The following is an 18426-nucleotide window of genomic DNA, read 5'->3' as shown; positions in this document are numbered from 1 at the left end:
TTTATTCACCCAATACTTTTCAAACATCCTCTAAGTAAGAAATTGGGCTTTTTGAATGCTTAGTTTTTAATAATACTTTTCTCTTGATGAAGTTATCCTCAAGAAAAAACTTCTCGCAAAAGTACCCAACAACTTTAGTCATGGCGAAAAAAACATTGTTCTTCAGTGCTGAATTAATCCATAAAAGCCTTGATAGAAAGTCTTTTTCACCTAATAAATAAGAGATTTTGATTGCTTCAGACTTTAGCATAAGGGGCAAAAAAACTTTTGCAAGAAAACTAAAAGTATCAGCAATTTTAGGCTACTAAATACGGATAACAATGATGCTTTTGTGACTGATGGGCGAGAGCCAATAGTCTATTTGTTGCACTTGAGTTAATGTTAGATTGGCTAGATTAGCGAAAGATACAGAAAACTAATCTAATTTTTGAAATACTATATCCTGGCAACCAGTCGGGCCATTTTGCTATTGGGCAATAATATGGATTGGTTTATTTGTAATTCGTGCTTTCTAGCTTAACAAAGATTGGTTAATTAAGAGTTGGGGGGTGTGGAATCTCTGTACTAACTCAAACGTGACCGCTATATTTATCTGAATAGTGCTTCCAACAAAGTCGCAGTGAATTCCGAAAAGGTAATTCACTAATTTTGCCTGCAATGTTAATTTTATTCCAGAGCTATCCCAATGAAGACACTTCCGATTAGTAGATACAGATTTTTCCAAAAGCTCCAGCCTTTATCTTTGTTGAAAAAAATCACTGGTAAGTCTGTTACTGGTTGTTTGCAGGTGTTTAGTGCATCAGGCTCTTGGTCAATATATGTAGATGAGGGTAAACTAATTTATGCCTGCTACTCAGAGAAAATGTTTGAGCCACTTTACAGAAATTTGCAACGCTTGAGTCAGCAAATTTCTACTCTCCCTCGTGAAATTCACGAACAGTTACGGGCGATATTTGAAACTGGGATTGAAAATCAGGCAATACCGAACCCAGATTATTTGGCCATTTGTTGGTTAGTTAATCAGAAATATATCAGTCCCTTTCAAGCGGCGATACTGATAGAGCAGTTGGCGCTAGAAGTTCTAGAGTCATTTCTGAACTTAGAAGAGGGGAGTTATGAATTTATTCCTGAAAGCTTTCTGGATGATATGCCAAAGTTTTGTCATCTGAATCTCCGCTTACTGGTTGAACGATGTCAAATGCCCCGAAGCGAAGCGGCTTATCGTCAGACTTCGCCAGCTTCTCAATCGCACCCCTCAGAATTGTTCAAAATCAATGAGCTAAAACCGAAGAGCAAAGGTACACCAAACTCGTTTAGAACAAACGGCTATAAACCACCAACCTACTCTATTAATACTAATGAACATAGGGGTCAGCGAATTACCCAACCTCCTGTTGACAAAAAAATTTACAAAATCTTTTGCATTGATGACAGTCCTACGGTATTGAATACTATTCAAAGTTATTTAGATGAGCAAACCTTTTGTGTTGTGGGAGTCACCGATTCTTTAAAAGCTTTAATGCAGATTATTCACACAAAACCCGACATCATTTTGTTGGATATTTTGATGCCTAATTTAGACGGTTATGAACTCTGCTCTTTGCTGCGTAAACACTCACATTTTAAAAATACACCTGTGATTATAGTGTCAGAAAAAGTAGGATTTCTAGATAGAGTTAAAGCTAAGATGGTCAAAGCATCAGGCTATTTAACTAAGCCTTTTACACAAGGAGATTTACTAAAAGTAATCTTTAAACATATTATTTAATTTTTTAATATAATAAATAATCGTACCTAATCAATACATTTTTTAGATTTAAGGTTGAGCATTATTTGGATGGCTAGTATTCTAGTTGTAGAAGATTGTCTGAGTAAATTTAAATTTGATTCTCACTCCTGAATTCTTCTTCAATAAGATAATTAGTGCTAAACAAGCTATATGAATTAATTCTGAGTAAGTGGTATCTCCCTCAGTATTTTTAAAAGCGATCGCTCCATAACTTCGCTGACAAATTTATTACCTTGTAAGTTGAGGTGAATGTGGTCGTGATACAAGCCTTGCGGGTTGTTCGTTGAATTGAATAGCGGTAAAAAGTCTATATAGTTAATTTGCTTTGCTTTAGTAAAATCGCTCAAGCGTTGGCGGGCTTTAATTTCGTAATCGCGGGGGCCTGGTTCAGCAATTTCTCGTAGTAAGGGAGTCATAACTAGTAAAAATTGGCTGTTGCTTTGGCGAGTCAGGGCTTGAATTTTGCCGATCGCTTCCAAATTAATCCCCACGCGATCGCCTGCTTCATTCTGCACCGCTATCATTTCAGGAATTGGCTTCTGCTTGACGATATAACGTTGCCACACTTCCGCTAATGCTAGGGGAGGTTTACTATTGGGATAGTTGCGATCGCGTCCTACTGGTAAAGAAGTAGGAGGAGTAGCAAACAGGTCATCGGTATTAATTAATAACACTACCGCTTGCGCGTTGAAATTGCTAAACTTCTCTAAATAAGCTAACTCGTTCCTTGGCCCCCAAGAGTTAGCTGAAGCATTCAGCACTTCTACTTGCTGATAATTACTATGAGTGGATGATGCTAGAGAACGCATCATTATCGCCGATATTGTATTAGTCTGATCTGTCCACCAGCCACCATTAGCAATAGAATCTCCTAACAGTAAAACTCTCAGTGTAGAAGGTGCGGGTGTTTTATTTATCGCACTACCTCGCATAGAATACTGATTAATTTCAATGCGATTACCAAAACGACGGGTACGCTGGTTAGGAGCCAATAAATAGCCAATCTGCTCATCGCCAATGTAAATTAGGGGATTACCAAAGCCAAAGAGCGATCGCAGTCCGATCTCGACTACTATGAAGAATCCTAGAACCACCGCCAAAATTACGAGCAGCGCCACTTTCATCTACCCACACCCTTTAATACCGAGTTACTTCTCAACGATACTAACTGACGTGTTGGGAATTGGGAATTGGACATTGGGCATGAAGAAGAGACAAGGGAGACAAGGAAGAAGGGGAGACAAGGAAGAGACTATTCAATAATTCCCCCTTGTCCTCCTTGTCTCCCTCATCCCCCTCATCCCCCCTGCTCCCTCATCCCCCGGTTGGTGAGCGAAGTCGAACCACATCTCCCTCACTCCCCCATCTCCCCACTCCCCGCGCTAAAGCGACGGGGTTTCTCGGAGAATTCGATGATTAATATATATTGAAATGTGTTTATAAGCTTTAAAAACAGCAATTATATGGCTATTAACTGTTTATCTAATAGTTTGTCAAAGTTTTGATATACTTTGTCTACTTTTGTGTAAGAGTATAGCAGTGTTTTCTAGTGATATAATTTTATATTACCAGTATTGCTACAACTAGAATTTTCATTATTTTATGAATTAATTAATTTCGCAATTTTTTTTGGGGGTGTAAGTAGGATGATCAAAATAGCCACACGTAAATATTTAGGCAAACAAAATGTGTATGACATTGGAGTTGAGCGTGACCATAATTTTGCACTCAAAAATGGCTTAATAGCTGCCAATTGTTTCAATAAATCCCATTCGACCGCTTATGCTTATGTAACTTATCAGACAGCATATTTAAAAGCTAATTACCCATTAGAATATATGGCAGCCCTGTTAACGGCTAACAGTGGCGATACCGATAAGGTACAGAGATATATTACTAACTGTACAAATATGGCTATTTCCATAGATCCGCCAGATATTAATCGTTCTGGTGTTGATTTTACGCCGACATTGGGAAAGATTCTGTTTGGATTTTCGGCGGTGCGTAACGTGGGACAGAATGCAATCGCCTGTATCTTAGAGGCGAGAGATGAGACAGGAGAGTTTAAATCTCTTGCTGATTTTTGCGATCGCGTGGATTTACGTGCTGTTAACCGTCGGACCCTGGAATCGCTGATTTATTGTGGAGCCTTTGACAAAATTGAATCCAACCGCCAACAGTTAATTAACGACTCAGAATTAGTGTACGATTGGGCACAATCTCGCGCTAAAGATAGAGCCAGTGGACAAGGGAATCTCTTTGACTTATTAGGCGATGGATTTTCTTCTACTCAGAATAAAAGAGCAAATAATGCCTTTGAAACCGCTCCTAAATCTCAACCTGTGACAGATTTACCCCCACAGAAAAAGTTGCAGATGGAGAAAGAATTATTAGGTTTTTATGTATCAGACCATCCACTGAAATCCTTACGGCAAATAGCACCACTTTTGACTCCAATTAACCTTTCGCAACTGGGAGAGCAAAGGGAAGACACAAGGCTTTGTGCAGTTGTAATGTTGAATAATGTCAAAAAAGTGGTTACAAAAAAAGGCGATCAGATGGCAATTTTGCAAATAGAAGACCTAACTACACAATCAGAAGCTGTAGTTTTTCCTAAAACTTATGAACGCATTAGTTTTCTACTTCAAGTTGACACAAGATTGATTATTTGGGGAAAAGTAGACCGACGCGACGAGCAAACTCAATTTATTGTTGAAGATGCAGAACCAGTGGAAACAGTACAAATGGTAATGGTGGAGTTAAATCCCCAGCAAGCAGGTGATATGGAAAAACTACATCTCTTGAAAACAATTTTGCAAGAACATTCAGTAGACAAAGAAAAGGCAAAAATGCCAGTGATTGGAATTATCCAAACTGAAAATTCTCGTAAACTTGTTCGCTTGGGTTGGCAATTTTCCGTACAAGATTCAAGAATAACCGTCCAAGCTTTGCAAAATGCCAGTTTTCCTGCTCATATAAAATCCCTCACTGGTAGCTAATACCAGAAGTGAAAAATCCACCAACACTGCAAAGCATCTGACAAATTAGTTTTATTGAAGTGTCAACAGTAGATTACCTTAAATATTCATGGTTAAAAGCGTTTTTTTAGTTACTTGTGCGGATGATGATTTACCAGAGGGAGTGGTATCTTTTTATGCTAATACCCCTAAGGCTGCGACCGGGGGAAGGAGTTAAAACTTGATGAGCGTAAACGAGCTACATAAATTTGTTTCATACTGTAAAAGGATTCAACCCCAAACTCACGAGGACATTCAAAAGTTTTTTGAAGGAGTGATCTTATTTCCTTATGATAAGGAACTTCTACTGCAAGCTTATTTATTTCTGAATATTAAAGAGTTGTTTCCCTCTTGTGCCGAATTGCTGTTATTTGAAAAATCTCCAATTTCAGATTATACAGATTTAGGAAAGTGTGATTTCGTCTACCTGACTTTTAAAGGTAGTCTGTATTTAATTGAAACTAAGTTTATTGATACGGAAGCAACAGGAGCAACAGAAAGAAAAAGAAGAAATAAACACAGAAACAAGGTATTTGAGCAAGTTATTACTTTAAAAGGCAGATTTAGTGAATATTGGAATATGAGGCTAGAGCAATTAGAGTGTGGAGTTTTCACAACAGATCCAGAAGTTGCTTGGCGAGGAAATGGTGTGAACGTCACATCTAAATCAATATCTATAGATCATCTCGAAAAATGGCGAAGAAGTTATCACACTAGTGAAAGATTTTTATCTCATCAAGATGCGCCAAAATTTGAGGAGAAGGTTAATTTGAAAAGTTGAGCCTTGACTGAAGAGGCAAGATGTGAAGCAAGAACCCCATTGGATTTTAGCCGTGGAAGTGTGAAATCGTATAAGCTAAGTAGTCAGACAGAATTAATTCCCCAATGTCATTGCAAAGAGCAGCGATCGCTCACAATGACTATAAATATTTTTGTCCGACTACTTATCGGTTAAATGTGCCAGATACCTAAGAGCAATTTCATCTTTTTCAAATCATAAGCAACCATAGCCCGGAAAACGTGTCAGATTACTTGAATAAGTACCAAAAGTCTGACAGGAACATACTAATGAGAATTTGGGCTGCTACTGCTGTGCTAGCTTCCTCTTGGCTAATATCTGGGGTTATATGTTCTGATCCAATCAACGCTACTTCTATTTTGGTAGAAAATGTCATATCATCCCCTGCGCCAACAAATACAAAAAAGATTACTGTTAGTAAAGCTGAGTTTGGGCTGAAGAGAGTTGACTCCCAAGGTAACGTTACCATTTTCCAGACAACAAGAGTGCCGCTCCAGCAGGGAAATGCCTACGGATGGCGGATTAGACTCAAAGATTACCAAGGTGAAGTAAAATGGCGCGAAGTCTTGCGTTTACCAAAACCTCCAGAAACTTGGGGTACAGATAGCGGTGAAGACTTCTCAATGTCACCAGATGGGATGACATCTGTAACACGGCGCACACAGTCGGCTCCAGAGGGTGTAATTGAGAATTTTTGGACGATTACTCCTGGCGATCCGGTTGGTAAGCATAGAATAGAAGTCTATATTGATGACCGTTTGATCGGTACTTTCGAGTTTGAAATTATCCCAGTTAAGTAGATATAAAAGGGAGCATCCACTTTTGGCGGATTGCCCTCAGACTAGAAGTCTGGGGCTATACAAACCAAACCCGCCTTCGCGGGTTTCAGAGAGTCCGCGAAGGCGGACTTCGTTTGTGTAGCCGCGATTTCCAATCGCCCGGTGTTTCTTCCAAAAGTGGATGCTCCCATATAAAACCAATTCCCTCCTTTTTAAGGAGGGAAGCTGCTTACTACAAACCTTTAACTATTCTGACTCCTGAGTTCTGACGATAAATCTATTAATTAGAGCAATAAAATAATCGCATACCCGAATATTCAAAGGAAGAAATTACTGTAAATTGTTCTCTGAGATATGTGCATTTGAGTAAATTGGAGTAATTGCAGATATTAAATAAACAACCTCTAATATGGCGGTTACAATAGAAGCACCTTATATATTAGAGATATAAGTCTGATTCTTGTCGGGTGGCGATCGTGAATACAGAGGAATTAAAACGGCGTTTTGCCGCAGGTGAAAGATATTTTCCAGCCGTCAACTTGAGTAGGAACAGGCTGATTGGAGTCTATTTACCTGGAATCAATTTATGGGGATCTGACTTGAGTGGAGCTAACCTAGCTAAAGCTAAACTCTGGGGAGCAGATTTGAGTAGAGCTAACTTAGCGAAAGCGAATTTGACTAGAGCTAATTTGAGCGGTGTCAACCTGAATGAAGCAAATCTCCGGGGAGCCAAACTCAACTATGCTAAGTTGTATGGTGCGAATCTGACTGGCGCTTACTACGATGAAAGCACTCGGTTTTCTAGAGGTTTTGACCCCATTAGTAGAAATATGCAGAAGGTGTGAGTTCTATAAATCTCTCCCTGCTTTGAACTTTCGTTCAAGTCTGTCCCTCTTCGAGTCGGAGAGGGACAGTTTTGTAAAGAAATGCTTAACTCAAGCGTAATCAAATCCGGTGGGGTAGCAATCTGAATGATTAAAAACCGCAGAGACGCTGAGAGCGCAGAGAGAAAGGAAAGAGAAAGAATTCTGATACAAACGGATTTGATGTTATTTCAAATAACTGATGTTGATACATATTGATATGAGTCATCTGACATAGATGAGATCAACATTTGTTCAAAGACCTTGGAAAGAGCAGTTTGAAAACGCTGACGATGCTTGAGTTTGAAAAAAGGTCGAACTATTTCTGCGATTGCACCGTTACCGTCTCTATTATCAATCACTCGAATTGCCCGCAGAGTCCCTAGTTGTATTTCTTTTTTTACCATCAACTCAGAAATTCCAATCGCACCGACACCATCTTCGATCGCTGCTTTTGTCATCTCTCCACTGTTGAATACTAAAATTACATCCAGTTCACTGAGATTGATTCCCCAATTTTGTAAGGCTTCTTCAAATCTTTGCTGGGTTCCAGAACCGGGTTCGCGCATCACCCAAAGGGTTTTAGTCAATTGGCTTAAGTCAATTTCTCCCCACTCAAACCAAGGGTGTTTTTGACCTACTACTATTTGTAAGCGATCGCTCCCCACTATTTCATACTCTAGAGTATTCTGGAGCGCTGGCTTCACATCTCCTTCTACCAAACCTAAATCAAACTGTCCTGTGGCCGTTCCTAGACAGATATCTTCTGTATTGGCAAGGCTACAGTTAATCTGAATACCGGGATATCGGCTCTTAAACTCACTAATCTTACTTGGTAGCCAGTAGTTACCAATTGTCAGACTTGACCCTAATTTCAATTCACCCCGTTGCAGATTGTTCAATTCTCGCAATCCCCTTTCAGTCAAGGAAACTTGATCGAGAATTTTCTGTGCTTCCACTTGCAGTAATTTACCCGCCTCAGCAATCTCGATATGGCGACCAATCCGATGGAATAGTTTCACTCCGTATTCTTGCTCTAAGTTGTGGATTGCTGCACTGACGGCAGGTTGTGTAATATAAAGCTCCTCTGCTGCGCGAGTAAAGTGTAAGTGGTGCGCCACAGCTAGAAAAATTTTTAGCTGCTCAAGCGTCATTCCTGCCATTTATGGTATCCCTACAACTTTGTGTCAAAATTTTAATCACTTTCATTTATCATTTTGACAAATAAAAGCATTTGATTCTATCGGTTAGTTTCACTAAAGTATAAATCAAAGCTTTTTACTTAGTCATTTGTCATTGGTCATTGGTCATTTGTAAATGCCCCATGCCCACTTGCCCTGAGCAAAGCCGTACCACTTCGTGGATCTTGCTATGCGTAGCGTCCCGCAGGGAAGGGATGCCCAATGACCCATTGCATCAAAATAAGGACTTCCAAAAATGAGCGGTTTAATAACTGCAATTACCACAGGGATCACGGCATTCACTGCCACCAACATTGATGATATTGTGATTCTGACGTTACTTTTTTCACAAATAAATAAAACATTCCGCAGTCGTCACATCCTTGCTGGTCAGTATCTCGGTTTTGCTGCATTGATTGTTGCTAGCCTTCCCGGGTTTTTCGGTGGACTAATTATACCGCAGGACTGGATTAGACTACTTGGTTTAATGCCAATAATCATTGGTGTGAGTGGTTTACTAAAACGCGAAGAGGATTCACCAGAGGAAGCCACAGAAGGAGCCGAGCCGTCTTGTCCCTCTATAGTTAGGAGTTTTTTCTCTGGGCAAACTTGCAACGTCGCTGCGATCGCCTTTGCCAATGGTAGTGATAATATCAGCGTCTATGTGCCCCTGTTTGCCAATTCTGAATTAGATAGTCTGCTGATTATACTCAGTGTATTCTTTACCCTAGTGGGCGTATGGTGTTATACCGCTTATAAGTTGACCTACTTGCCTGCGATCGCAAACTTCTTAACTGAAAATGGCAACACTTTTGTCCCTTGTATCTTGATTGGTTTGGGCATATTTATTGTTACAGAAAATGTTACCTGGACTCTTTTATCTGTAGTTTCTAGTTATATATTTTCATTAATCTTAGGTTTCAATACTCAATCTTCGAGTGAAGAACAAGAAAAGTTAAGTATCTAGAAAGATGTGCATCATGAATTTTCTTACCAAAATGAATTTCAAACTACAAAATATCTTACCCATCAACAGGAATCAAAGCATGAAAGTCTGGAAATCTCTGCTAATTGTCTTAATGATTGTCGCCAATCTAGCCTTCGCTCAACCTTCTTTTGCTGATAGACCAAAATTTAGCAAAAACCCTGATTATATCGAAGTCACTAAAGCTCTTAACGAGCTGTCTCAAACAAAAGATGCCCAAACTCAAATTGAAGGTCTGACACCAGAAGAAATTCAAAAGAGAACCGAGGAATTAACACTGCAAAAATATGCTTTAGAGACGGGAATTAACTGGGGTAAATGCGAAAACCAAACAGGTAATACCATAGCAGTATACGGTAAAAGACCAAATGATGAAGACAATGAAGATGCCGTATACGACAATGGTCTGTATTTTCTAGCTAATGGTCAGTCCACTAAAAATAACTGGGATTGTGATGGCATCTATCTACCAAATAATCTCAATGTAGCAAATTTCACTTCTAGTCCTAATGGTCAAGGTGAAAAATTGACAGGACCTGCGGCTCTGAAGATCCTTGATGGAACTCAGTTGGTGATTAAGAGCAATCCAGATACTTCTGCCATTGAATTGAATGTTCCGACCGTGAAAGTTCTTAATAGCAATAAGGCTAACTGGTTTATCCCAGATATATCGCAGGCTCTCATAGATACACGAGTTCCTAATGCACCTATTAATAAGTTTTAAAATAGACTATGCAGCAATACGCTTGGCTTTGTGAAAAATTGTAGTGGCGCGACAAGGCTAAAGTAGTGCATTAGCTTTCTTCTTGTGGGATGGGCATCTTGCCCGTCCGGTGCAGGCAAGATGCCTACACCACAAGAAAATTTAATGCAACATTTTAGCCTTGTCACGCCAGTAGGTTGGGTTAAGCAAAGCGCAACCCAACAAAGCCCTGGAAATGTTGGGTTTCGTTCTTCAAACGCCACTTGCTACCCTGCGGGAACGCTAAAAGCGAACAAGTCGGGAAACCCGTCCACCGCAGTGGCTCCCCAACCTACACAGTTTAAGGTTTTGGCGTTAACCCAAGCGTATTAGACTATGCAGTTCCATTTCAAGACTTATTGTTCTCAATTTCAAAGAAATCCCATCTAGAGTAGAGAAGAAATATCCTGGTTACAGGAAGCTCAACAAAAATACGCCGAAGAATAACCGATGAGCGTTCATCGCTGGAGTTACAGCCGATTAATTAAGGGCATTGAATCCCAAGCTGCAAAAGCCGGAATTTCTACTGAAACTGATACAAAAGCGGGCGATGGGACTCGAACCCACGACGTTCACCATGGGAAGATGACATTCTACCACTGAATTACGCCCGCAAATTGCTGCCATAAAGTTAAGGTTGATGTCAATTCTACCACTATTTACAGCTGTTTTCAATTGACTAAAACATACACTGTTTTGGCAACTGCTGATGTATCAGTCCTGTGGCTGTTCAGACTGAAAATATTTTGAGCTAATATCTTTAACTAAAGAACAATATCCTCACCTCGCTCGGTGAAGCGAACCTCTTTAATATTCCATTGGCTATTACTCGTTAAGGTTTTGCGGAGACTACCAAACAGAGCAAACTGTTCACAGCTAGAAAGAGAAACTATTTGCCGCTTTGATTCAGGAGATATTCGCAGATCAACTGTAGCAACGCCATTTTTGATGTTGACACGATATCCAGACAAGCTAAAGTCGCTTGTATCTCGTTTTTCTAATATCTTACTTACTATATTTTTGACTGGTTCTTCAGCTGATACTGAAACCTTTTCTGGAATGAATTCTTGACATTGAGTATCGCTTGTGTATAGTGTGACATTAGTAGTTTTGCTAGTGACAGCTTTAGAAATTGATGGGGAAGGCGTATTTTCTTTAGGAGATTCTTGATTAGGAGATTTTTCTCTCAACTGAGCTACGCTAGGAATTTGGCTAGGAGTCTGAGAAGATACGCTATTCGTTGGTGTTGGTGTTGGGGATAACGTCGGGCTGTCAATATTACGAGCGGTGGGGTTAGAACTACAACTGCTGAGGCTGACAGCCATTGTCACAAAAATCAGGGGTAAAAAATATCTTTTGGTTGTGTTCATAATTTTGCTCATAAGTGATGTTGTTGCTATCAATTTCAGTGTCGCTGGTATTAATTCCGTATAAATTTGTGAATCTTCAGCCAGTCTATAAAGTGTCAACCCGAAATCTGTTAAAGTCGAGGGTTACAATATACACCAAAATTACAACATCTGTTGTTCAATGAGCCATGTCTGACGATATGCCCCTTTGCGTCTACGCCAATCCCAAAAAGCTTGACTAGAGAAGCAAGAGGGCAGTAAAGGAGAATATATAGTAATTGGGTCTATTTATCTGAAAATAGCTGTAGGTTTGAGCAGATTACGCACACTCTGTTGGATATCTTCTTGGTTAACTAGGGATTCGCCAACTATAACGGCATGTGCACCAGCTTCAGCTACAAGGGATAAATCAGCAGATGTATATAAGCCAGACTCACTAACAACCATAATGCCCAAGCTTTGTAGTTGCGATCGCCTAGCTGCCAGTAGTTGCTCAGTTATGTCAATATTGACGTTAAAATCTTCTAGACTTTGGTTGTTAATTCCTATTAGTCGTACATCATCAAGCTTTAACACCCGATCTAGTTCTGCTAAAGTATGGACTTCTATCAAAGCATTCATTCCCAAATAGTGAATTACTCGCAAAAAGTTTTCAAGTTCCTTATCTGAGAGAATTGCTGCAATCAATAGCACTGCGTCTGCGCCTGCTGACCGTGCTAAATAAATTTGGCAGGGATCTAAAATGAACTCCTTGCACAGTAGGGGCAATCCTACCCGGTAGCGGATGGTGCGTAAATTTTCAAAGCTGCCATGAAAGAACTTCTGATCGGTGAATACAGAGATACAAGTTGCACCACTACGTTCATAAGCTTTAGCGATCGCTACTGAGTCCAAGTCTGCTTTAATAATTCCATGAATTAGGGATGCTTTTTTCACCTCTGCAATAATACAAGGTCGGTAATGACTCTGTTGCAAAGCAGAGATAAAATCTCGCACAGTCGGTGCAGCAGTTAACTGGCGTTGCAAAGAAGCAAAAGACATCTCTTGCTGGATTTGTGTAACTTCATGCTTTTTCTGCCATATAATCTCTTTCAGAGTAGGTTGCAAATAAGTATTAGCGGTAGTAACTGGGTAAGTCATAATTGTTAAGGATGGCGTGACCAAAAAAGTATGAATTATAAAATTTCAGGCTATCCAACAGATATTCTTCTCAATTGGCCTTTGTAGAAACGCCTTTAACAAATAGAAATCTGTAAATAACCTGACATTTAAAGTTTTCAGTCTTCATCCTTTCCTTATGGAACTTTGTGGTCAATTTACTTGAAATAGCCTCAATTTCTGACATTCATTTATAGGAATTGTACTATCTTGATTATTTTCATTTTCAAAGATGAAGCCAGGTTGATTTCAGGCTTAACGCTTCTACAGCCTCAGTATCAATTTTATTTTGTTTTGAACTTTCAACTAAGCAGTTATTTTTGAGCAGTCGAATGTAGGTGCGGTAAGGTATATAGTCTATGGGATTGTAACCAGCAAACCGCAGAATTAAAACACATGCCCAGGAATATTTGCCAGCAATAATCGCTTTGATGATTTGCTCAATTTGTTCATTATTGATTTTCTTACCCATTTGTGTTTGATAACCAGTAATATTTTGAGTCATAAAATCCGCTCTTCTGTGTAAATTAAAACTGTTTTGTATTTGGTGACTTTTATCTTCTTTTTCCTTTCTCTAATCCCGCAAATTATCTATCTTTTGTGCATCCGCACCTATTTTAATAACTACCAGCCGGACTTATCTCGATCAACTTAAAAATAATTAACTATTAGAAGTGTTTAATATTAAACTCCAATAATCATATCGTTTCCTGAAGTTTTTTCAAGAGCATTATCCATATCTGAAATAACACGATTATAATATAATGCTTAGGTTAACTTAAATAAAGTTAATAACTATTACAATTTTAGATTAAAAGGAGGGGCGGGATTAACCAGGATTATAAATATCTTATTAAACCCGCTCTTACAGATTAACCGTATTGCAGAAGCTGCTTCTTCGTTAAGCTTACTCAATCTTTAGCAAATGAGTATATGAACGATTTTTTGATAGATATGTCTATTTTTTCGCTTTTGAAATCTTATTTATTTTCATTAGTGTCAAACCAACTTAGACTTTGGAAAGGGAATATGGAATTTATTAATTTTTATATAGTCAAGACACGTGGCTTTATTAGACTTCTCTTGCAATGTCCTCTAATTAGACCTTTCAGAAGGTAGAAGTACCAAAAAAATTTCATAAATCGTGTTGATAAATACATTCTTGCTTAATATTTTCTATTTCTTTTGGAATATTTATAAGCTCCAAGTATATAATTAATAAAAATAATGTACTCCTTGTGACAGATGACGAGTTGTCCGATCGTGTTGTTAGATGCCTAAATGAGCAAGTTTAAGATCAGTTAAATTGATGAGCAAAAATTCACTTATTAAAACTACAAGTCTTAGAATAAATGCATCTAAATTAGAATTGACAAAATTGTTTTGTTATGATTTAAAGTTTTTTTATGCTTAATATTTTACTCTTCTAACCTTGAATGAAGAATAAGGTAAAGATTGTTTATTTATGTGTTTATCAATGATATCTTTATATTACCAATATCAAATTTTCTCTTTTTATTGTTAAAATTATATTTAAATCCACTAAATAATGTCAGATTCTTCGGAATTGCATTTATTTATAAATAGCCATTAGCACCATGATGATTTTAGAAAGTAATGATTAGCAACCCATCAATGGCTATAAAACCAACTTATTTAACCGAGTGAGCAGGGATATGGATTCTGGCCCTTATACGTTAGTTCAATCTAACTCTTAATTGGTGCTACAGCCAGAATTAAAGATTTCCTGGTTTCCTGATAGTAGTGTTCTGAGTTGTTAATTAATAATCATCTTCAACTCAACACTCATCACTTTTTGACATATCACTCGGCATAGAATTTGGTTATCATTCCCTGCCACAAAAATCCTAGTGATGGAAAAATGAGATACGAATCGTCGAAAAAAATTCTTGTAATTGAAGATGATGCTGTTACTCGCAATCTCTTCTTAGAGGTTCTTGAGGCTCAAGGTTTTGACACCATAGGTGCTGAAGATGGACTGGCTGGTATCCAGCAAGCACAAGAGCATTTACCCGACTTAGTGATTTGCGATATTCAAATGCCAGATATGGATGGCTATACCGTTTTAACTAGGTTGCGCCAATATCCTCACACAGCAATTATTCCTTTCATTTTTTTGACTGGGAGTAATACTCAAACAGATGTTCGCAAAGGTATGGAGTTGGGAGCGGATGATTATCTTACTAAACCCTCTACTATAGAAGATTTGCTCAGAGCGATCGCTGTCCGATTAGAAAAGCAAGCTTTTTTGAGGTATTGGTACGCTACTAACTCTCATCAAGTCATTCAATCACCACCTTCATCGTTCAACTCTGAGTCCATTTTTCCATCTGTTCCTCAACTGCAATCGGTTTTCGACTTTATTGAAGCTAATTATCGTCAAGGAATTACTTTGTCTGATGTGGCTCTTGCGGTTGGTTATTCGCCTGCTTACTTGACTAATCGAGTCGCAAAACAAACAGGAGAAACTGTGAACGCTTGGATTGTTAAGCGTCGAATGGCAGCAGCACGTCCTTTACTCAGAGATACTAATCAGACAATCGACCAGATTGCTATTGCACTGGGCTATCAAAATACATGTCATTTCTCTCGCCAGTTTCGTCAACACCACGGGCTTTCTCCCAAAACTTGGAGAAAACAGCAACAACTTCTTCAGCCTTCTAGAAACGCGAAGCTACAATTGCTCAAAAATCATGGAGCGTTAGAAAAACTTGTGCCCTTAGGTTGCTGATTAAAAGCAAATTACTAGTTTTCACTACTTTTTTGCTTGCTCAATTGCTGCATTAATAATTGCACTCCCAGAGCCAACAAACCAATTGCTACTATACCAAATATTCCGCTTCCTAAAGCAACTACACCAACAACCAGAGTCCTAACAGCAGAAGAAATCTTAATTACCAATGGATTAATTGAATGGAGAGGTTTACTAGCAAAATTTGTAGCGATCGCAATCATCAGTGAATACAGTGCATACCCCATTCCTCCAGAAACTACCGCCCCAATTAGACAGCGTAACGGACTCGCTGCTCCCTGTATTTTAGTATCAGTTGGTGGTGTTAAATTTTTGTCATTCATACCATTTTAGATTTTAAATTGGGAAATTATACTTCATTAGCGAAAAAGAATTATTTAAACAGATGATGCCACTTTAATACCATGTGTAATTGTCCGAGTTACAAACAATTCTAAGTCCTCATCAAGAATTGCTTCCCTTACTTGCAGCAAAACTAGTTCTGCCTGCTGTTGAGACTCAAAAAGAGCAAATACTGTTGGGCCAGAACCAGACATCATTGTTCCTAAAACGCCTTCCTGATTTGCAAACACTTCTCGCAACTGCAAAACTTGGGGATAGGCTGGCAATACCACGCGCTCTAAATCATTGTGCAATTTTTGGGCAATTTCTCTCGTATCTTTATGCAAGATAGCTTTTACTATTGCTCCTGAATGAACTGCACTAGCACGCGCTGCCAAGTTATCGGTATCTCTGATATAAGAATGACCAAACTGCTGTCGATAGGTTTTGTATGCCCAAGGTGTGGAAACTTCCAGACTGCGGTATTTCCCCAGTACTATATATATGTTATCCAAACTCGGCAGGGGAGAAAGTTGCTCACCCCTACCTGTAGCGATCGCAGTTCCACCCGCTACACAAAACGGGACATCTGAACCGAGTGTACCTCCCAACTCCTCTAGTTCAGACTGAGTTAGTCCCAACTTCCACAGTAAATCTATCCCCACCAACACAGCTGCTGCATTCGTCGAACCCCCAGCCAACCCAGCTGCTACAGGAATCTGCTTATTGATAGTAATCTCCACGCCCCCATATTTAGCAAAGGCTTCGGGAAATTGCCTTACCATTAATTCTGCTGCGCGGTATGCCAGATTACTTTTATCTGTCGGTACTTGTGAGTGGTTGCAATGAACACGGATGGTGTCAGTGCTAATAGAACGCACATGAATTTGGTCTGCAAGTCCGATACTTTGAAGTATCATGGCTAACTCATGATAACCATCAGGGCGGTCGCCAATAATTTCCAGATACAAGTTGATTTTAGCAGGAGCAATAAGGCTGTAAGAACGCATTTTGAAAGCTAGAAATTATGGGTTGTAGTTGGGAATGGGTGAATTTTGGATTTTGAATCAAAGTAATCATCATACATATTCCCTCTTAACTCCTCACTCCTCACTTTTGACTCCTAACTCATTTGCTAGGACTACCCATTGCTGAACACTGATATCTTCGGCTCTGGCTTGAGGATTTATTTTTAATTGTTCCAGTAATTGGTTCAAGCGATCGCGCTCTATGACTGATTGCAAATTATTTCGTAACATTTTGCGCTTGGCACCAAACCCCAACTTTAAGAAATTCTCTAACTGTCGGGGATTAAGCGCTGGTATTTCTATTTTTCGGGGGCGCAATCGCACCACTGCTGAATCAACTTTTGGCGGTGGATGGAATGCGGACGCTGGAACTGTGCAGATTAACTCACACTCAGCCAAATACTGTACCCGCACGCTCAACGCCCCAAAGGTTTTTGACCCTGGTTTAGCATACAACCTTTCTGCCACTTCTTTTTGTACCAGCAATACTATAGAGTCAAATGGTTCGGGATTGGGATTTGCGATCGTACCCAGCAGTTTCTCAATGATTGGCCCTGTAATGTTATAGGGAATATTGGCTACTACCTTATTTGGCTTTTGGAAATTGGGAAAGGCTACTAGATAAGATGGTAAATCTAGAGTCAGAAAATCGCCTTGCAGCAGTAAAAAATTTTCAGTCTTACCAAGCTGCTTTGACAACAGATAGCATAAGTCGCGATCTATTTCAATTGCAATCAGAGATTGCACTAAGGGTAATAAGCGACGAGTTAGAATACCAGTTCCGGGCCCAATTTCCAGGATGCGATCGCCTTTGGGGGAGCGATCGCTTTGCGTACACTCTGCTGCTTGAATAATTGCGTCGAGCGCCTTTTCACTTTTGAGCCAATGTTGAGCAAAGACCTTACGCGGTCGGATCATCTGTATTTCTTGCCTAGTCTAGTTTTTAGCTTTTTCTCAAAAACTCATTATAAATTTTGAAGTCCTTCTACAGCGCTAGACTCACTGTAACGCCGATCTTCTCTTCCAAACGCTCTGATCACGTAACAGTGGCGATCGCTTAAATATCCATATAAGCGTCACCTGTAGGATAGGAGTCTTAAACCGTAAGCTCCGCAACAATTATGCTCTTAATATAGTAAGTTAGTTCGAGCATTTGGATTCAGGATAAATTCCTCTAGCCAGGCCACTCCTGCCTTTTTCGATGATCACTCAACCTGCATCAGATCCCATTTAGGGACAAGCAACGTGCATTATTCATACAGTCAGGTTTAGCCACTTTGTTTTCGCCTCCCCCCGTTGCTTAACCCATTCATCTGAAAATAATGCCAGTCAAGCGATTTGCCCTTTTAGAAAAAAAATAAATTTACCCCTTGACAAACTAGGGGATGACTAGTTATTCTAGTTAAGTGGAAAAGCAACAGATGCAAACCACCTCTGAACCTGAAAAATATAATACTTTGAAAGCTTAAGAAAAAACCAATCCTCGTCAAAGGATTTTACTTTTTGGTAAACCCAAAAAGATAATCAAAAATTAGTAACTAGGATTCCGAAAGATATTTTTTTCGGAGCCACAAACTCGAAACACAACAAAACGGAGAGTTTGATCCTGGCTCAGGATGAACGCTGGCGGTATGCTTAACAC

Annotated in this window: 17 protein-coding genes and 1 tRNA gene; 9 read left to right on the top strand and 9 right to left on the bottom strand. The window is 39.3% G+C overall.

Annotated elements, in window-relative coordinates; genetic code table 11:
- Positions 1-685 precede the first annotated feature (685 nt).
- A complete protein-coding gene (locus HWQ36_RS29830; protein WP_292709567.1) occupies positions 686-1768 on the top strand; it encodes a response regulator in 1083 nt (360 codons plus the stop codon).
- Between the two features lie 176 nt (positions 1769-1944).
- Here the strand turns inward: HWQ36_RS29830 and HWQ36_RS29825 are convergent, their stop codons facing one another.
- A complete protein-coding gene (locus tag HWQ36_RS29825; RefSeq protein ID WP_292709565.1) occupies positions 1945-2913 on the bottom strand; it encodes an SGNH/GDSL hydrolase family protein in 969 nt (322 codons plus the stop codon).
- A gap of 522 nt (positions 2914-3435) precedes the next feature.
- Between HWQ36_RS29825 and HWQ36_RS29820 the strand changes: the two genes are divergently transcribed.
- From HWQ36_RS29820 to HWQ36_RS29805, 4 genes are all read left to right on the top strand, one after another.
- The gene (locus tag HWQ36_RS29820; protein ID WP_292709563.1) at positions 3436-4788 is read left to right on the top strand and encodes an OB-fold nucleic acid binding domain-containing protein; all 1353 of its coding nucleotides are present in this window, start codon (positions 3436-3438) and stop codon (positions 4786-4788) included.
- Positions 4789-4990: 202 nt separating this feature from the next.
- Positions 4991-5587: a hypothetical protein gene (locus HWQ36_RS29815; protein ID WP_292709561.1), complete on the top strand. Its 597-nt coding sequence runs from the start codon at positions 4991-4993 to the stop codon at positions 5585-5587.
- 287 nt (positions 5588-5874) lie between these two features.
- Positions 5875-6405: a hypothetical protein gene (locus tag HWQ36_RS29810; protein WP_292709559.1), complete on the top strand. Its 531-nt coding sequence runs from the start codon at positions 5875-5877 to the stop codon at positions 6403-6405.
- 455 nt (positions 6406-6860) lie between these two features.
- Positions 6861-7229 carry a pentapeptide repeat-containing protein gene (locus HWQ36_RS29805; protein WP_292709557.1) on the top strand — a complete coding sequence of 123 codons (369 nt, stop codon included), beginning with the start codon at positions 6861-6863 and terminating at the stop codon, positions 7227-7229.
- 209 nt (positions 7230-7438) lie between these two features.
- On the opposite strand, the gene HWQ36_RS29800 is transcribed toward HWQ36_RS29805, so the two are convergent.
- Positions 7439-8410, bottom strand: coding sequence for a LysR substrate-binding domain-containing protein (locus HWQ36_RS29800; RefSeq protein ID WP_292709555.1), 972 nt, complete (start codon positions 8408-8410; stop codon positions 7439-7441).
- A gap of 274 nt (positions 8411-8684) precedes the next feature.
- Between HWQ36_RS29800 and HWQ36_RS29795 the strand changes: the two genes are divergently transcribed.
- The 3 genes from HWQ36_RS29795 to HWQ36_RS29785 all read left to right on the top strand — a co-directional run bounded on the left by HWQ36_RS29795 (position 8685) and on the right by HWQ36_RS29785 (position 10488).
- Positions 8685-9395, top strand: coding sequence for a cadmium resistance transporter (locus HWQ36_RS29795; RefSeq protein WP_292709553.1), 711 nt, complete (start codon positions 8685-8687; stop codon positions 9393-9395).
- Between the two features lie 79 nt (positions 9396-9474).
- Positions 9475-10137, top strand: coding sequence for a hypothetical protein (locus tag HWQ36_RS29790; protein WP_292709551.1), 663 nt, complete (start codon positions 9475-9477; stop codon positions 10135-10137).
- 120 nt (positions 10138-10257) lie between these two features.
- Positions 10258-10488 carry a hypothetical protein gene (locus HWQ36_RS29785; protein ID WP_292709549.1) on the top strand — a complete coding sequence of 77 codons (231 nt, stop codon included), beginning with the start codon at positions 10258-10260 and terminating at the stop codon, positions 10486-10488.
- A 209-nt stretch (positions 10489-10697) separates the two neighbouring features.
- Here the strand turns inward: HWQ36_RS29785 and HWQ36_RS29780 are convergent.
- The 4 genes from HWQ36_RS29780 to HWQ36_RS29765 all read right to left on the bottom strand — a co-directional run bounded on the left by HWQ36_RS29780 (position 10698) and on the right by HWQ36_RS29765 (position 13167).
- Positions 10698-10769: transfer RNA gene (locus tag HWQ36_RS29780), tRNA-Gly, on the bottom strand.
- A gap of 150 nt (positions 10770-10919) precedes the next feature.
- Entirely contained in the window at positions 10920-11537 is a 618-nt protein-coding gene (locus HWQ36_RS29775) for a GerMN domain-containing protein (protein WP_292709547.1), read from the bottom strand.
- 255 nt (positions 11538-11792) lie between these two features.
- Complete coding sequence (gene trpC, locus HWQ36_RS29770) at positions 11793-12644, bottom strand: indole-3-glycerol phosphate synthase TrpC (RefSeq protein WP_292709545.1); 852 nt, start codon at positions 12642-12644, stop codon at positions 11793-11795.
- A 244-nt stretch (positions 12645-12888) separates the two neighbouring features.
- Positions 12889-13167, bottom strand: coding sequence for a HetP family heterocyst commitment protein (locus HWQ36_RS29765; RefSeq protein ID WP_292709543.1), 279 nt, complete (start codon positions 13165-13167; stop codon positions 12889-12891).
- A 1377-nt stretch (positions 13168-14544) separates the two neighbouring features.
- On the opposite strand from HWQ36_RS29765, the gene HWQ36_RS29760 reads away from it, so the two are divergent.
- Positions 14545-15414, top strand: coding sequence for a response regulator (locus HWQ36_RS29760; RefSeq protein WP_292709541.1), 870 nt, complete (start codon positions 14545-14547; stop codon positions 15412-15414).
- Between the two features lie 14 nt (positions 15415-15428).
- Here the strand turns inward: HWQ36_RS29760 and HWQ36_RS29755 are convergent, their stop codons facing one another.
- The 3 genes from HWQ36_RS29755 to rsmA all read right to left on the bottom strand — a co-directional run bounded on the left by HWQ36_RS29755 (position 15429) and on the right by rsmA (position 17702).
- Complete coding sequence (locus HWQ36_RS29755; RefSeq protein ID WP_292709539.1) at positions 15429-15758, bottom strand: DUF3082 domain-containing protein; 330 nt, start codon at positions 15756-15758, stop codon at positions 15429-15431.
- 54 nt (positions 15759-15812) lie between these two features.
- Positions 15813-16766, bottom strand: coding sequence for a 4-(cytidine 5'-diphospho)-2-C-methyl-D-erythritol kinase (gene ispE, locus HWQ36_RS29750; protein ID WP_292709537.1), 954 nt, complete (start codon positions 16764-16766; stop codon positions 15813-15815).
- 93 nt (positions 16767-16859) lie between these two features.
- The gene (rsmA, locus tag HWQ36_RS29745) at positions 16860-17702 is read right to left on the bottom strand and encodes a 16S rRNA (adenine(1518)-N(6)/adenine(1519)-N(6))-dimethyltransferase RsmA (RefSeq protein WP_292709535.1); all 843 of its coding nucleotides are present in this window, start codon (positions 17700-17702) and stop codon (positions 16860-16862) included.
- Between the last annotated feature and the right edge of the window lie 724 nt (positions 17703-18426).

Source organism: Nostoc sp. NMS2 (genome assembly GCF_017115105.1).
In the GTDB taxonomy this organism is placed as follows: domain Bacteria; phylum Cyanobacteriota; class Cyanobacteriia; order Cyanobacteriales; family Nostocaceae; genus Nostoc.
This window is presented reverse-complemented; position numbering and strand designations above follow the sequence as displayed.

Excerpts from the sequence above, each read along its gene's own strand:
- HWQ36_RS29830 (WP_292709567.1), top strand. The coding sequence starts at position 686 with ATGAAGACACTTCCGATTAGTAGATACAGATTTTTCCAAAAGCTCCAG.
- HWQ36_RS29825 (WP_292709565.1), bottom strand. The coding sequence starts at position 2,913 with ATGAAAGTGGCGCTGCTCGTAATTTTGGCGGTGGTTCTAGGATTCTTC.
- HWQ36_RS29820 (WP_292709563.1), top strand. The coding sequence starts at position 3,436 with ATGATCAAAATAGCCACACGTAAATATTTAGGCAAACAAAATGTGTAT.
- HWQ36_RS29815 (WP_292709561.1), top strand. The coding sequence starts at position 4,991 with ATGAGCGTAAACGAGCTACATAAATTTGTTTCATACTGTAAAAGGATT.
- HWQ36_RS29810 (WP_292709559.1), top strand. The coding sequence starts at position 5,875 with ATGAGAATTTGGGCTGCTACTGCTGTGCTAGCTTCCTCTTGGCTAATA.
- HWQ36_RS29800 (WP_292709555.1), bottom strand. The coding sequence starts at position 8,410 with ATGGCAGGAATGACGCTTGAGCAGCTAAAAATTTTTCTAGCTGTGGCG.
- HWQ36_RS29795 (WP_292709553.1), top strand. The coding sequence starts at position 8,685 with ATGAGCGGTTTAATAACTGCAATTACCACAGGGATCACGGCATTCACT.
- HWQ36_RS29790 (WP_292709551.1), top strand. The coding sequence starts at position 9,475 with ATGAAAGTCTGGAAATCTCTGCTAATTGTCTTAATGATTGTCGCCAAT.
- HWQ36_RS29785 (WP_292709549.1), top strand. The coding sequence starts at position 10,258 with ATGCCTACACCACAAGAAAATTTAATGCAACATTTTAGCCTTGTCACG.
- HWQ36_RS29775 (WP_292709547.1), bottom strand. The coding sequence starts at position 11,537 with ATGAGCAAAATTATGAACACAACCAAAAGATATTTTTTACCCCTGATT.
- trpC (WP_292709545.1), bottom strand. The coding sequence starts at position 12,644 with ATGACTTACCCAGTTACTACCGCTAATACTTATTTGCAACCTACTCTG.
- HWQ36_RS29765 (WP_292709543.1), bottom strand. The coding sequence starts at position 13,167 with ATGACTCAAAATATTACTGGTTATCAAACACAAATGGGTAAGAAAATC.
- HWQ36_RS29760 (WP_292709541.1), top strand. The coding sequence starts at position 14,545 with ATGAGATACGAATCGTCGAAAAAAATTCTTGTAATTGAAGATGATGCT.
- HWQ36_RS29755 (WP_292709539.1), bottom strand. The coding sequence starts at position 15,758 with ATGAATGACAAAAATTTAACACCACCAACTGATACTAAAATACAGGGA.
- ispE (WP_292709537.1), bottom strand. The coding sequence starts at position 16,766 with ATGCGTTCTTACAGCCTTATTGCTCCTGCTAAAATCAACTTGTATCTG.
- rsmA (WP_292709535.1), bottom strand. The coding sequence starts at position 17,702 with ATGATCCGACCGCGTAAGGTCTTTGCTCAACATTGGCTCAAAAGTGAA.